General features: G+C 52.4%; 7 protein-coding genes. 5 read left to right on the top strand and 2 right to left on the bottom strand.

What is annotated here, in order from left to right; all coding sequences use genetic code 11:
* Positions 1-5: 5 nt before the first annotated feature.
* The 5 genes from RIC19_RS12220 (at position 6) to RIC19_RS12200 (ending at position 7,181) form a co-directional block, all read left to right on the top strand.
* Positions 6-1,088 (top strand): UbiA family prenyltransferase, encoded by a 1,083-nt coding sequence (locus tag RIC19_RS12220; protein WP_350178604.1) that lies wholly within the window; start codon positions 6-8, stop codon positions 1,086-1,088.
* Positions 1,089-1,100: 12 nt separating this feature from the next.
* Positions 1,101-2,882 (top strand): asparagine synthase (glutamine-hydrolyzing), encoded by a 1,782-nt coding sequence (asnB, locus tag RIC19_RS12215; RefSeq protein WP_350178603.1) that lies wholly within the window; start codon positions 1,101-1,103, stop codon positions 2,880-2,882.
* A 237-nt stretch (positions 2,883-3,119) separates the two neighbouring features.
* Positions 3,120-4,331, top strand: a complete 1,212-nt coding sequence (locus RIC19_RS12210) for a radical SAM protein (RefSeq protein WP_350178602.1) — start codon at positions 3,120-3,122, stop codon at positions 4,329-4,331.
* Positions 4,332-4,449: 118 nt separating this feature from the next.
* On the top strand, positions 4,450-5,850 hold the full coding sequence (locus RIC19_RS12205; protein WP_350178601.1) for a transglutaminase domain-containing protein: 1,401 nt from the start codon (positions 4,450-4,452) through the stop codon (positions 5,848-5,850).
* A complete protein-coding gene (locus RIC19_RS12200) occupies positions 5,847-7,181 on the top strand; it encodes a hypothetical protein (RefSeq protein WP_350178600.1) in 1,335 nt (444 codons plus the stop codon). Before RIC19_RS12205 ends, RIC19_RS12200 begins: the two co-directional genes overlap by 4 nt.
* 220 nt (positions 7,182-7,401) lie before the next feature.
* On the opposite strand, the gene RIC19_RS12195 is transcribed toward RIC19_RS12200, so the two are convergent.
* A complete protein-coding gene (locus RIC19_RS12195) occupies positions 7,402-8,097 on the bottom strand; it encodes a PKD domain-containing protein (RefSeq protein WP_350178599.1) in 696 nt (231 codons plus the stop codon).
* 3 nt (positions 8,098-8,100) lie between these two features.
* Positions 8,101-15,447: a PKD domain-containing protein gene (locus tag RIC19_RS12190; protein ID WP_350178598.1), complete on the bottom strand. Its 7,347-nt coding sequence runs from the start codon at positions 15,445-15,447 to the stop codon at positions 8,101-8,103.
* Positions 15,448-15,462 lie beyond the last annotated feature (15 nt).

Genomic DNA, 15,462 nt, shown 5'->3' with positions numbered 1-15,462 from the left:
CTAACTTGAAGCACCTGACCCACAAAAACAGCTGGCTCTATTCGAAGGTCCCCATGGGGTTCGGGTATTGTTATTTGGGGCTGCTGATGGCCCCTCAGGCAGGTTGGGCAGTTGCGCTCATACATACGGCGGCTATGCTTTTCGCCTTTTTGGGGAGCGGGCTCTTTGTCAGGTACTTCAATGACTTTTGTGATCAGGAGCAAGACCGGCGTGCGGGCAAGTACAATATCGCTCAGGCCGATACTCTGGTAGTGCAGGGCCTGAAGCTAGCAGGTTACTCCGCTCTGATTGTAATCGTCCTGTGGCTCTTGAGCGCCCCTGCCATCCTCTATATTCTGATGGGGCTGCAGCATGTCTTGTACCTGATCTATTCGCTGCCGCCTATACGGCTGAAGGAACGTGGCTGGGCGGGCCTGATTTGTGATGCCGGCTATGGCCATGTGGTGCCCGCAGCAGTAGGTTTTGCCTTTGGCTATACAGCTGGAACAGAAACCCCGGACTACCTGGGCTGGTACGTTGCACTTGCAGCATTATCCCAACTTGCGCCGGGTATCAACAATATTATTTATCACCAACTGGAGGATTACAAGGCAGACAAAAGCGCGGGCGTTCAGACCTGGGTTGTCCGGACCGGGCCGTCCAATGCGCTGAAGCTGAGCTTCCGGTGGTTTGCCCCGCTGAGCCTGGTATCGCAGGGAGGGTATTATTTATTTTTGGGGCTCAACGGGCAGGTGGTTTTATCAGCTGGTTTGATTGGCACACTACTTATGTTCACGCTGCCCCGGACGCAGGCCCTGAGCCGGCGTACTCATTCTCCAAAAGCTCAAAAGCTTATTGCTACGAACGAACTGACAGAAATCTGGGCACCGCTTTATTTTTTGCTGGGCCTCGTTATTCAGTCCACAGGGCACATCGCCCTGTTATTATTGCATATCTTGGGCTTCCGTTCTGTCATCCTGCCCCGGGCCTGGCAATACCTGCGCTGGCTCCGGGACAGATGGAAGTGGCTACAAGGGTGTATGGTCTATTTTTATTACCATAAATTGCTGATCCTTTATGCTCGATTAAAAAAATACTTCTTCAGCTAAACGGCTTACCCCATGTGCGGAATAATCGGGCAGATTTCTCTTCGGCAACCTATCCACCCTCAAAGATTTAATACTATGCGGGATACCCTTGCCCACAGAGGCCCTGATGGGTATGGCTCCTGGTTTGCGAAGGATCACAGCGCAGCGCTGGGTCACCGGCGGCTGTCCTTCCTGGACCTGTCAGAGCAAGGGCAACAGCCAATGCCAAACGAGACTGAAGATATTTGGCTGACTTTCAATGGTGAAATCTATAATTACCTGCCGCTCAGGGCTAAGTTAGAACAGGCTGGGCACCAATTTCGCTCACGTACCGACTCGGAAGTCCTCCTGCATGCTTATGAAGAGTGGGGTGCGGACATGCTGCACCGGCTAAAGGGGATGTTTGCCTTTGGTATCTGGGACGACCGCAAAAAACGGCTTTTCCTGGCACGGGACCGGTTTGGGATAAAGCCGCTCTACTATGGCTACTTTGACCACCAATTCTATTTTGCTTCTGAGCTCAAAGCGATCATCAAAGGGCTCCCCGGATGCCCGCCCCCCTCAATGTCAGCCGTTGCAGACTTTCTGGTCTACAGGTATGTGCCCAGCCCCAAAACGATCTGGGAAGGCTTAAAAAAGTTACCGCCCGCCCATTACCTCGATATTCCCTTTGAGGCAGCGCCTCCTTCCCTTGACCCTAAATGCTACTGGCAATTGCCAGATGCTAGGCTGAGTATCGACACCCGGGATGCGATCCAAAGCACCCATACGCTTCTCAATCAATCCATTGAAGCGCACCTGCAAAGCGACGTGCCCGTAGGCAGTTTTCTGAGCGGCGGGTACGATAGCAGTGCCCTCGCTGCCTATGCCTCCGCACAAGGTTACCCTTTACAAACCTTTTCGATCGGCTTCGAAGGCTGGGCAAACAGCGAACACCAACATGCCCGTCAAGTCGCCCAACACCTGAAACTGCCCTTGCACACCAGAATGGCCGGGCATGAACAGCTCGCTCTGATGGACAAACTGGCATACCATTACGATGAGCCTCTCGGAGACATTTCCACCATTCCCACCTATATGGTCAGTGCATTGGCAAGCCGGCACTGCAAGGCAGTTCTTTCGGGGGAAGGAGCAGATGAGCTTTTCATTGGCTACGGCTGGCAACAGCCTATTGCTCAGCTCAATACCAGGCACCGGCTACAGTTATACTTTAGGGAGCGATTGTTTGGGAAAAGCATGACCGCCTATTACGCCTCTGCTATGGCGATGGGCAGGTTTGACCTGACTACACTGAAGCAAGTACTCCACCCCAGGTTGCACAAAGAGCTGCCCGCCTTCCCGGAATGGTTTTACAAAGCTCAGGTACACCCTAAAACCCAGCTGATAAAAACAGTGCAACAGCTGGATATTAAGACCTTTATGGGCGAGCTGGTCCTGACCAAGATCGACCGGGCCAGTATGGCTTGCGGACTGGAAGTGAGGGTCCCTTTCCTTGATCATGAGCTGGTCTCCTTCCTATACCAGTTGCCCGCAGACGTAGTTTTTAATAAGCAACAGACCAAGTTTTTACTATACGAATGCATCAAAAGCCAGCTCCCTGCATCCATCCTTAAGCGGCCCAAACAAGGGTTTGTCGGGCCCGACCGGTACTACATGTCTTATGCTTTTTACGCTGAGGCACTCCGAAACGGGCGGCTGGTAAAGGAAGCAGTTATCAGCAGAGAAGCAGTGGAAGCACTGCTTCAAGCCAAAGACCATTGGAGATTGTGGAAGCTAACCGTGCTGGAAAAATGGTGGCAGACCTGGATCAATTAGAGCGTGTTGGGGCTTTTGTCTTCTAGTCGACAACTAATCATTTTTTGATTAAACGACCTGCCTGCCAAACGGGTTTGCCAGGCAGGGGCGCGAAAACCGGAGTTTAGCCTGAGTTAGATAGCCCGTCCCGCAGTTTGCGGGAAGGATTTTCGGGACGAAGTAGAAGCAAAAAGTGTACCGGTTCACCGGGACAGACCGATTGCTAAAGTCCCAACACGCTCTAAATACGACTTTATCATGACGGACTCAATAAAAATTTCCCGGCAACAGAGTAAAAAATACCAGCTCACACGCCCCTTAGGTATAGAAAAAAGGTACTGCCTTGCCCCGAAAAACAGTCTTTATTTCTCCCGTAATGGTAGCATCACGGCTTGTTGCTACAACAAAAAATATGAACTCGGGCGCTACCCTGCGGACCTGCCCTCGGCTGTATGGAGTTCTGACCGTCTTGCTCATCTGCAACGGGTTTTTGACTCCGGGCAGCTAATTAGCGGATGCGAAGGGTGTGCGGAGCAGATTGAAGCCGGGAATGTAGAAAACACGCTTGCAAAAAACTTTGACCGGTATGCGGAGTTCCCCTTAAAGGCTTTCCCTATCAGGCTTTTAAAAGCAGGCCTTAGAGGCTCTTCCGTACTGTGGAATCAAATCAAAGCAGAAGGCAGGAGAATCAAATACGGTACTGGTTTGCCCACGACTGATTCGAAGATGCCGAAGTTGCTCGAATTTGAGCTCAGCAATACCTGCAACCTCGAGTGTGCGATGTGCTTTGGGGAATTCAGCTCCAGCATACGCCGGAACCGGGAACATTTGCCTGCACTCGCTGATGTCTACGATGCAAAATTCGTTAAAGATTTAGACCATTTTCTACCCCACATCTGGGAAGCTAAATTTTACGGTGGCGAGCCCTTTCTGATCCCTCTTTACTATGAGATATGGGATAAAATCAGAAAATGCAACCCCAAGGCTCAAATACACATCACCACCAACGGCAGCATATTAAACCAAAAAGTCAGGACCGTATTAAAAACGCTAAATATCCACCTTATTCTTTCCATAGACTCCTTTGAGCCTGAGACATACGAAGCGATCCGAAAAAATGCTAATTTTGAGACGGTCATGAGCAACCTTCAGTATTTCAATCAGGTATTGCAGCAAAAGAACAGAGACCTCATTATTAGTATATGCCCAACTATTCTGAATGCCCATGAAATCCCAGACATGGTGGAACGGTGCAATAAAAACGGCTGGTATTTGCATTTCAATACCGTTTGGTGGCCCGAAGATTTATCCCTTCGGAAACTACCCAAACCATGGCTAAATGACCTGATCCTACAGTACCGGAAAGCTGCCGGTGGAAGGGCCTCCCAAAGTAACCCATTAAACCAGGCAAAATTTTCCGGCCTGATTAATCAGCTTATTTCATGGAGAGATGCACAGAATGATGATTAAGAGCATGTTTGGAGCTCGTTACTATTGCAAATCAACGCTTTATGAACCCCGTAGAAATTCGGGGCAAGCTCTGACTTCCTCACTAAGAGCGTGTTGGAACCATAAATCCTTGATTTTCATGATGAAACCGCTCCAAACAAGCTCTAAGCGAATACAAAGTTACTTCCCTGCCTTTGCAGGATGGGTTTGTTTTATGGCCTACGTAGGTTGCAGCCCCGAAGAACAAAGCATTGCTCTGCGGTTGAACGATGTGCCGGGGCACAAATCCCAATGGCAAATCCACAACACAAGTGAGCAGGAAGTTGCCTTTTCTCTGCAACTTGACTCCATCCTTTTTCTGGACCGCGCTGCACTGTCCCGACACATTAAACGGAACGCGGCCACCCCCGAAGAACAGATCCGCTTAGCGTGGAAAATCATCTGTGATTACACCTTCAATTCCTTTTCCACCCATGCACGTTATATTCACGCTCCGGAAATGCTCATCAGCAGCCTTGGTCACGGCTACTGTGATGATATGGCAAGTGCGCTGGCTTTATTATGGCAGGAACTCGGATTCAAAGCCAGAGTATGGTACTTGCAGGGACATGTTGTACCCGAGGTTTTCCGGAATGGCAAATGGCAAATGTATGATCCTGATTTAGGCTTATACTTTACAGATGATAATCAAACCACACTCTCTGTAGAAGCAATTGCAAGAGGGGAAGCCACTGCGGTTGTGCAAAACCAAACCTCTTTTCCTTTACGCTCTTTTTCTCCTCTGCCCTTTCATTTGGAAAAGTATACTACTAAATCTGACAACACCCCAAATACTTGGTTTACTGATTCTGTGCCAAACCTGGACACCCGTTTCAGGCTGCCGGGGAAGGGCTCGGTCAGTTGTTGTTACACTATCCCGTCGCAACCCCTTTCTTCCTTTCTAAAGTTGCACCTACCTAAAGGTGCAAGAGGTGCAGTACACATTCCACTCCTGCTTTCCAGTCCTGCCCCTGCTACCGAGGTGGCCTTAATGGTTTCTGCACAGGCACCCCCCTGGCCAATAGAGCACCCCTTAGCTCAGGATACTGACTTGTACTTCCAGGTCAATCCCATATGGCACACACTCAAAGAGTTGAAGATCAGCAGCCCATACCTCGATAACCTAAGGTGGTCCGTACTGAATATAGCGGATGAGAAAGCCCCTCTTCTTTCACGCCCCTACGCTTTGGATTTGGAACGATTTGCAGCATTCTGTCATTATTTCAAATCACAGCCTGCACCGGTTTCTCTGGAAACTTTACCGGAGATATTCCAGTCGTTTCAAAAACAGATAGGCTCCTGGTCCCCGGAAATGCAGAAAAATTTTGACCTAAGGTACAGCCTGGTATCCAAAATAGCCCTGGCTTCTGCTAAACAAGAGGTAATCCGCCAGCAATTGAATGGAGATCTTTTTTCGTTATTCCTGATATTGGACTACTACCTTATCACCTATCCTACAGACCTGCTGCCCAGTTTACTGAAAACGCATTTTAAGCTATGACGTATGTTTATGTAGTCTGCGGGGCCACGAACCATATTCAGTTACTGCACTTGTCCATACGGTTGCTCAGGAAGCATTCCCGAGAGCCCATTGTCGTCATCACCGACCTCAAGCGCAATGAGCGGCCTATTGAGCATGATACTGTTGTGCAGGTTGACACCCCGCCTCATTATTCGAATGCCGAAGCCGCCATTTTCTTGAAAACCGGGCTTTGGAAATGGCTTGCGCTCCGGGAAGGTGAATTGTACTGCTACCTTGATACGGATGTGTTTGCGGTCTCGAATGCTGTTGATAAGATATTCGGGCAATTTGTCCCTCCCGTCACCTTTGCAAAAGACCAGGGCAATCTCCACCACTTTAGCCCCAATGCAGTTTATGATCCGCAGACCGAGGAGCAACTGCAGAATATCAATTTACTGAAAGAACTTTATCTGGAAGCCGCCGAATTAGACCGTGCCCAAAAGCAAAAATCCCCTGACTACGTTAGACAAATTCAATCCGTGAAAGCCCGTTTTCACGAAAACCGCCCTTTACACACCCTTTCTGCCAGGCAGGTAAGCAGGGCTGGCCAACGATTGAAAGTGTGGGGTTCTAAAGCTTTTTTCAGGCTTAGTAGGTGGATACATGATGCAGTTTTATTCCCTTTTTTCCTATTTGACCACAAAAAAAAGGAAGCATCCTTTGAAAGGCTGCACCAAGCCCTGTTCCAAACGCCGTTTGATTTCAAGACTTTTGCCGCTCTTCAAACCGGGCTAAAATTCGACGAAAAAAGGGAAGCATGGTTTACCCGGGACGGGCAACTCATCCTCGAAGAAAATCTTATTCATGACCATATCGCCACGAACAGCTCTTTTCGCTGGGACAGTCATTCAGGTAAGTGGAGGGATCAACGTGAGCGGATTGTGGAATGGCCAGGCTCTAATCTATTGAAGCAGCGCATTGAAGAAGACTTCCATACAACCATCACAGCGCCCTATTGGGTACACTGGAACGGAGGTGTATTCTTGTTTTCCAACTCATCCGTTCCTTTCCTAAAACAATGGCACGAGTGGACTCTTCGTATTTTCAACCACCCCAAATGGAAGATCAGAGATCAGGGCACCCTTACAGCGGTGGTGTGGGACAGGCATTTGTCAGACCACCCCACCCTACCCGCTGAATTCAATCTTATCGCTGACTATTACACGACAGCTTATACTTACTTAGGCAACTTCTCTTTTAAGGCACAGGATGATACCATCCTTCACCCTGCTTTCGTACACATCTTCCACGAAGCCGGAAATATGACCTGGCCTTTGTGGAGAGATATAGAACAACTGTCCGGAAGTTAACCAGCCATCTCCCAGACTTCTGAAGCTCAGAGCATGTTAGGAGCGGTTTCGTTATGAAAATCAAGGATTTATGGTTCTGGCAAAGTCACTAAATTTGAGTTTAGCGGGCTAAATAAAAATTTAGTGAAGAAATCAGAGCTTGCCCCTCATTTCTGCGGGGTTCATAAAGCGTTGATTTGCAATAGCAACGAGCTCCAAACATGCTCTCAGGGGGCTTGACCTATTCTACCGTAAAGGTACTCCTTACAGAGTCCGACCATACCCCATCGTTGTCTTTCACCCGAACCCGGACCGCATAGGTGCCCGGCCCCGGATAAATATAGTCCAACTCAGGACGCTCCGTCTCGACCGTGTAGATTCCCTCGAGGGTAAACTCGTAGGCCAGGACACCACCGCCCCATGCACTATCGCGGTCAAAACTCTGGCCAGCATTGATGCGTACATGATAGGGCGCGGCCTCATCAAGCTGCGCTATAGACAGTGCTGCGACGGGTTCATAGTTCCCAATGGCCAACACTTCCACCAATGCCGTACCAGAAACCCCAAACGGGTCTTCAGCCGACAAAATGAAGGAGTGGGTGCCCTCTTCAAGCGCCTGTAGCGTCAGTGTACCGGTTTTCGGTACGGCATCAAGACTGGCGTTGTTCAGCACAAAGTCGCCCGATTTGACAACGGCACCATTCAGTTTAGACATGAGCAAGGTATGGTTGCTTTGATCATCCTCTATTGTATATGTCAATTCCAGGAGTTGCCCGGCACTGACCTTAAGGGTGTCTTCATACACATCTGCCCCGTTAACCAGAAGGACAGGCGGGAGGCCATCCCCGTTCGTGTTATTGTCTTTTTTACAGCCGGCCAGCAAAACCCCTGCAATGCAGCAGGCGGCTATCAAGATGGATTTCAAGTTTCTGGGCATGATTTATTGTTTTACGATTTTAGTAATGGCATGCTGCCCCTGCCCCTGAATGCGCAGGTAGTATACACCGGCAGGCAAGTGGCTAACGTCACTGAGCTGCCAGCTACGGGGGTTCGGCCCGATTTCCAGCTGCTCCTGAAACAAAGTGCGGCCGAAGGCGTCCGCAAGGCTTATGCTATACTGGTTTTCTTCTTTCGCAACAAGTACTGCGGTTAGCGATGACCGGAAAGGGACCGGGAAAACGGTACCAGACATTTCACTGCTGCCCTGCAACTGGCTCGAGCGCTCATCCAGCCCCGGGCCAAATCCCTGATAAGGCAGGACTTCCACAAACTCCGGTGCCATTTCATTATTGGTACAGCCGTCGGTATCCGTCACTTCGAGGGACACATCAAACATACCTGGCAAGTTGTAGAAATAAAAGGGCTCCATTGCGGTGCTCCAGCCCCCGTCGCCAAACTGCCAGTAGTAAGTGTTACCGTTTTCAGGTGCTGAGGGCAGGAACTGAACGAGGCTGCCCTCGTCCAAGGTGCCTTCAGGCGTAATGGCAAACCCAGCTTCCGGTGCCTGCACATTTACGTTGTACTGCAGGGTATTGGAAAGGCAACCTTCCACCACCGCTTCCGCATAAAGGACGGCATTGGAGGCATAGCCGGAGCTGACAAATACCGCACCCTGAGCTGAAGGTGAGGGCTGCGACAGGCTTTCGTACCAATTGACGCCCGCACCCGGATAGCCCGGAACGCTGGCCGTAAAGAATGCCGGCTCGTTTTTACAAACCACTGCCCCGCCGTTGGCATTCACTGCCGGCTGAGGGATGGTGGCGTTGAGGTTTACAATTTCAGCAGTACCCGCTATGGCAAGCCCTTCAGCATCCGTTACCGTTACCTGATAAAGGCCGGCTTCCAGATTACCGATGCCGGCTCCGGACTCCCCGTTGCTCCAGCTGTAATTGTAAGGCGCGGTCCCCCCTTGTACGGCTACCGCAGCTGTGCCAGCCGAGCTTTCTGCACAAAGGACATCCTTCGTATCAAACAGAAGGGCGAGTTGGTTTTCTGATGCAATCGCCAGGTTTTGCCCCGCCGATGAGGCGCAGCCCGCCAGGCTTTCCACTACCAATGAGGCAGCATAATTACCTTCCATCTGGTAGGTATGCTGTACCGTAGTTCCTGCGCTGGTGTTGCCATCGCCGAAATCCCAGGTATAGCTCTGGTATCCTGCCGTGTTGGCCTGGAAGGACAGGCTTTCACCTGCCTGAGCATTGCCGGCAACTGTAAAGGAAGCGTCAACGGCTTCCACCTCGAAGGCTTCCGATGCCAGTGCAGAAAAGCAGCTGCCCCGCTGTGCTTGCGCTTGCAACTTCAACGAGTCTCCGCTTGCTACAGCCAGGTAACTATTGCCAGCGCCGAGCAGCGTTCCGTTGTTATCGTACCAGAAATACTGGTCGACCACCTGCCCTGAGAAAGCGGTAAGGAGAACGTTTTCACCGTTGCAAAGTGGTAAGCTTGTATTGAGTTCTATATTCGGGATATTGGGCGTTGGGAACAGCGCGTTGACCGCGAAGGATTTCTGCGCTACGTTGCCTTCCCCATCAGTAATAGTTACGGCATACTGCCCGGCGGGCACCGCTACCAGTACTTCCGCGGTGCTGCCCGTGCTCCAGGCGTATTCGAATGGAGGAGTACCATTGAGCAGGGTTGCCTCCACCGTTCCAGTGACCTCACCTGCACAGGCAGGCTGACTGATATTCAGGCTGACCGACAAGGCCCCTTGAGCCACCACTTCCACAAAGGCCGGCTCTTCAACCGTTTGGCTGCAGCCCGATGGGCTCTCTGCTTGCAAGCTTACGGTGTACTGCCCAGGGGCTGAGTAAGTATGTACCGGGCTCATTTGGGTGGAAACCGTTCCGTCCCCAAAGGACCACAGGTAATCAAAAGAAGCATCTCCGTTGATGGGGGAAAAGCTGACGGTATTTCCCGTTGTAACGGTGCTTGCCGAAACGGTGAAGCCTTCGTTTGGCGACTCCGCTTCAATCGTTATAGGTGTCCGGACGCCACTACGGCAGGTGCCTGCAGCAGCTTCCACAAAGAAGGTCTGTGCGGCCCCGGCCAGCCCTTGCTGACTGTAGGTCGGGCCACTGCCCAGCAGGTCGTTGCCGGTAGCGCTGTTGTACCAATAGAAGGTATTAGCTGATCCGGTATTATCGTAAGCATAAAGCAACAGGAAGCCATCCCCGCAAATGACATCATTATTCGAAGCGGCTTGTGGTGCAGCAAGCGGGGGCACGTTGCTCCCCACTGTGGCCTGGGCTACTGCAGAAACGCCTTCTGCGTCTGTAACCGTCACGCTGTACAAGCCCGCGCTGATGTTCTGTAGAGCCGGGCCGGAAGCACCATTGCTCCACTCAAAGGTATAAGGGCCTGCACCATTGAACACCAGAGCAGCTACTGCGCCATCACTGCCGCCGCTGCATTGGGTGTTCACAGCTTCCAGCTGAATGCCCAACGCCTGGCCAAAGCCGACCGGTACAGCTTGTGTGCCGGATACGCTGCAGCCCGACTCGTCGGTTACAGTCAGGGTTGCCAGGAAAGTGTTATCGGTAGTATACGTATTTACGGGCGTGGCATCAGCAGAAGTACTGCCATCACCAAAGGCCCATGCATAGGTGTAACCGGGGTTATTTTCTTCCGGAGTAAAAGACACCACATCTCCTGCCAGAATATCTGCAGGGCTATAGGTGAAGCCGGCATTAGGGCCTTCCACCACCACTTCAACCATTGCGCGGCTGCTGGTGCAATTGCCCAGCTTAGCCTCCACATAAACGGTATCTGTGGCGCTCACTGGCCCGAACGGGAAGGTGGAGCCGGCGAAGATCAGGTTGCCGTCAACCGGCGCATCGTACCAAAGGTAAAAGGCCTGTGAGGGGTTGTTGCCCGCAATCAGGCTTACCGTGCTGCCCGGGCAGGTGCCTCCTGAGACCGTTACAGCTGGTGCCGCTAATGCACCGGCGGGGCTATTCAATTCGGCTTGAGCAGAAGCGGTATTGCCAAGGCCATCGGTAACGGTCACTTCGTAAGTGCCCGCTTGCAGGCCCGAACGCTCAGCTTCCGCCGACCCGTCAGACCATTCGATGGTAAAGGGCCAGGCTCCTCCGGTAATGCTTAACGCCAGGGTGCCGTCGGTGGCATCCGGGCAGGCAGGCCCCTGGGCTTCTATTGCCAGTTGCAGCCCGCCACCTGGCAGGATTTGAACGATTTGACTACTTGCTGCGCTACAGCCATTCTCCGTCGTCGCTTCCAAAGCGACGGTAAAGAAACCAGGGCTGTTGTAGGCATGCATGGCACTAAACCCGCCAGCGCTATTGCCATCGCCGAAGGACCAGCTGTAAGACTGATCGCCCGGGCCATCCTGTGCCACGAAGGTGATGGCCTCACCGGCAACAGTTGCGATGGGTGAAGCGGAGAAAGCCGCATCAGCACTTTCCACCTCCACAAAAACAGGCGTTCGGGTATCTGAAACACAACCCTGATATTGGGTTTCCACAAAGTAAGCCTGTGCTCCGGCTACTTCATTCAACTCCAGGTAACTGCCAATAAACATTGGTGAACCGCCCACAGGCGAATCGTACCAGTAGAACTGAGCGCCAGAGACGTCCGCAGTGGAAGCAAGCCATGCTGTGCCTCCCAGGCAAACCGGGCCTGACTGTGCCTGACCGGCATCAGGAGCGGGCAGTTGGGGCACCAGGGCAGGCAGTGAAGTTGAAGCAACGGCAGTATTGCCATTGGCATCCGTTACGGTCACGGCGTAAGTACCGGTAGATAATCCGGTACGAACATTACCGCTCGCACCATCCGCCCAATCGAAAGTATAAGGTGGCTGCCCGCCAAATACCAGTGTATTAATGGCTCCGGTTGCATCCTCCGGGCAGAAAGGGTACTCTAAAGCAAAAGCCGCAGACAGCTGTCCGGCCGGGGCTTCGTAAACGTTGACAAAGCGGCGCTGCTGAGCGCTGCAGCCAGAGGCCGAAGTGACGGTAAGGGCCACTTCATAAAGCCCCGTCTGTGGGTAGCTGTGTGTCGACAGTGCGCCATCTGCACTGGTACCGTCACCAAACGACCACGCATAGGTGGCGCCAGGTGCTGTGGTCTCTACCGAGAAGGTGATTTCGTCATCTACAGATGCTGTAGGTGCACTCACACTGAAGTTGGCTTCAATGGGCTCATACTGCACCGTTATTGGAGTCAGGTCGGAAGTACAGCCATCTGCACGTGCCTGAAGGTAAAGGGTATCGAGTAAATCGTTGCCTTGCGCTTGTATGTAAGCACCTGCGTAAAGTACCTCCTGGCCCAACGAATCTGCATACCAAAAATACGATAGCCCTGAATGCTGGTTTGCGGCAGCAATCCAGAGTTCTTCACCGGGGCAGGCAGGCTGTCCGCCATTGACTACCGCAAGCGGCGGCTCCAGTTCGTCCAGGGCGCCAACTGTTGCAGCCCCTACGGCGCTATTGCCTTCGCTGTCTGTGACCGTAAGAAAATAAGCGCCGCTGTTGACGCCATTCTGATAGGCTTCTGTATTGCCGTTGCTCCAGTTGTAGCTGTAAGGTGGCGTACCGCCAATGGCGTACGCAGATAGTGTGCCAGAGGGGCTGCCCTGACAACGGGCAGGCTCAGATAATGGCAGGGCAAGCAAGTTCTCAGCTCCATTCCCACCGCCAGAACCCCCATCCGGAGCACTCACAACCTGAATGCGGATGACCTCTTCGGCCTGGCAACCAGATTGTACTGCGATCGCTGTCAGTTTAACTTCATAAATACCCGGCTCTGCATAAGTATGCTGCATATCGGGAAACTGCCCGTTAGGCGAATTGTCACCCCAGTCCCAGGACAAAATGGTGCCCAGGTTCGTATTCAGTGCTGAAAATTGGATAGGCGTACCGGGGTACACTACTTCCAGGCTGGCTGTGAAACGGGCATCGGGGTTGTTGACCTGAATATTGACCGGCGTACGGTCTGAAATACAATCTCCATTTCTGGCTTCTACGTAGTAGGTATCACTCTCTTCCACGCCAAACAACAGGAAGGTGCTGCCCACGAAAACGGGGTTATTGCCGAGTATAGTAGGATACCAGTAAAAAACAACGCCATCGTCCTGCGAATAGGCAGTAGCCCAGGCGTCGCCGCCGGTACAGATGGCATTACCGCCGTTCACGATTACCGCAGGCGGCGCGGGGCCGTCCAATTCAGCACCTACTGTCGCCTGTACGCTGGCTGACAAACCGTTCGAATCGGTAATGGTGACGCTGTAGGTGCCGGGCAGCAGGCCATCGAGGCTGGGCTGAGCACTACCGTTGCTCCAGGCGTAGGTATAAGGCCCCTGGCCGCCCTGAATTTGCAGGCTAACAGAACCGCTATCGTCCCCTGCACAGCTGGCCTCAGATACAACGGGCAACAACTGCAATGCACCGCCCCAGACATTGACAAAGCGTGAGGAAGTAGTGGTACAGCCTTCCGGGCTTTCTACTTGTAATGTCACTTCAAAAGTACCAGAAAGCAAGTAGGCATGGTCGTGTGGCCCGGGGCCCGTAGCGCCGTTGCCGTCGCCAAATGACCAGGTGTAAACATAGCCTGCTTGCTGGGCAGCAGCTTGGAAAGTGGTGGCTTCGCCCAGGGGCAGCGCTTCCACATCAATGCTGAAGCCTGCTTCAATATCCGGTATTTCAATATTTGCTGGGGTAAGCGGAGAAGTACAGCCGCCAATGCGGGCTTCCGCCCAAAGCTGCTGACTGCTGCTTAAACCATAGAGTGTAAGCTGACTACCGGTGTAGAGCAACTGGGCGCCGGCTGCATCTCCGTACCAACGGATTTCAGCTCCGGGGCGTTCAGAGAAAGCAGCGAGGGCTACATCGTCCCCCGCACAGGCCTGTCCGTTACCATTGGCGATGATGACAGGCGCGGCGAGTGCGCCGGCTGCAGTGAGTGTAAATTCAGCCTCTCGTTCGTTACCCTGCGCATCCGTAACGGTCAGGGAATAAGCACCAGGGAGCAAACCCTCAAGCGTAGTGCCAGTGCTGCCGTTTTCCCATGCGTAGGTATAAGGGGGTGCGCCGTTTATGGCCTGAGCAGTGATGCTGCCAGAGGGGTCATCATCGCAGGCTGGCGATTCCTGGCTGAACAATACATCAATACCCGTTGCTCCTACACTTAGATATTGTTCGGTGCGATTGGTACAGCCGTCTGCTGTTGTAATTTCCAGTGCCACCACGTAATTGCCTGCTATAGTATAGGCGTGGCTGGGCATAGGCATGGTGCTGGTATTGCCATCGCCGAAGTTCCAGGCGTATGCAAATTGCCCGTCATTGACTTCGGGGGTAAAGATCACCGTATCCTGTACGGAAGGTGCTGCATTATTCAAGGTGAAGGCTGCACTCGGTACCGGCAATACTTCTATATCGATACTGGTTGGGGCAGAGAGGCAGTTGCGCACGTTCGTAAAGACCTCCAACTCTCTGGAAAAGGCGATATCTGGCAAAAACAAGGACTGCCCCTCTTGCAGGAAGTTGCCAAAGTTGTCGTACCACTCGTAGGCGGGCATTTCAGTTTCGGCGCTAAAGCTGAACAGGTATACGTCTTGCCCTGCACAGAGGGTGTCTTCGGGAGCAGCGGCGAGTACCGGCGCTAAAATCTCCCGGTTGAGGTTCAGGATATCTACGCTGTCTACTTTAGCAAAACCGTTATCATCAGTAATGGTCAGGTAGTACCGGCCCTGGCCGATGTTATCAATCCGGTCGTTCGTAGCTCCATTACTCCATAGATACTCATAAGGCGGTAGCCCACCTATGACGTTGGCCTGTGCGAAGCCAAAGGTATCGGCGGCGCACAGCACGTCATCCTTAGTGAAGTTCGCCTGTATGCGGACGGTAAAAATCGTGTCCGGCTGTGCAAAACTGCCCACGGTTTTATTGGTGCTGAAAAGCTCGGTAGTGGTACAAGGCAGGACCACGTCTGTGCTTGCATCATACACCTGGAAGGTAATATCGTCCTGTGCGCCATTGACGGAGTACACAAACAAGCTGACGATATACCGGTCGAGTGCAGCGACATAAGCAGGGTTGGACACCCCACGGATACCGTTGGAGTTGCCGGTAAAGGCAGCGACCCGGTCATTGGGGTCCATAGACTCCTCCCCTTCTATATCAATGACCGCCGTTATCACCATACTATTGGGATAATTGGCAGGGTCGACCGACCAGGTGGACTCGTCGAAGCGGTCGGCTGTGTCCTGTGCCAGGACCGGGGTAACACACCAAGCCATTAGGATCAAAAAGCTAAAATAAATTCTAGGTGCCATGGAGCTAGTTTTTTC

The organism is Phaeodactylibacter sp. (genome assembly GCF_040219495.1).
GTDB lineage: Bacteria > Bacteroidota > Bacteroidia > Chitinophagales > Saprospiraceae > Phaeodactylibacter.
The sequence above is the reverse complement of the archived record's forward strand: the minus strand, read 5'-3'. Positions and strand labels throughout refer to the sequence as shown.

What these genes read in the sequence shown, in the direction of transcription:
- RIC19_RS12210 (WP_350178602.1), top strand. Translation starts at nt 3,120, where the DNA reads ATGACGGACTCAATAAAAATTTCCCGGCAACAGAGTAAAAAATACCAG.
- RIC19_RS12205 (WP_350178601.1), top strand. Translation starts at nt 4,450, where the DNA reads ATGATGAAACCGCTCCAAACAAGCTCTAAGCGAATACAAAGTTACTTC.
- asnB (WP_350178603.1), top strand. Translation starts at nt 1,101, where the DNA reads ATGTGCGGAATAATCGGGCAGATTTCTCTTCGGCAACCTATCCACCCT.
- RIC19_RS12190 (WP_350178598.1), bottom strand. Translation starts at nt 15,447, where the DNA reads ATGGCACCTAGAATTTATTTTAGCTTTTTGATCCTAATGGCTTGGTGT.
- RIC19_RS12200 (WP_350178600.1), top strand. Translation starts at nt 5,847, where the DNA reads ATGACGTATGTTTATGTAGTCTGCGGGGCCACGAACCATATTCAGTTA.
- RIC19_RS12195 (WP_350178599.1), bottom strand. Translation starts at nt 8,097, where the DNA reads ATGCCCAGAAACTTGAAATCCATCTTGATAGCCGCCTGCTGCATTGCA.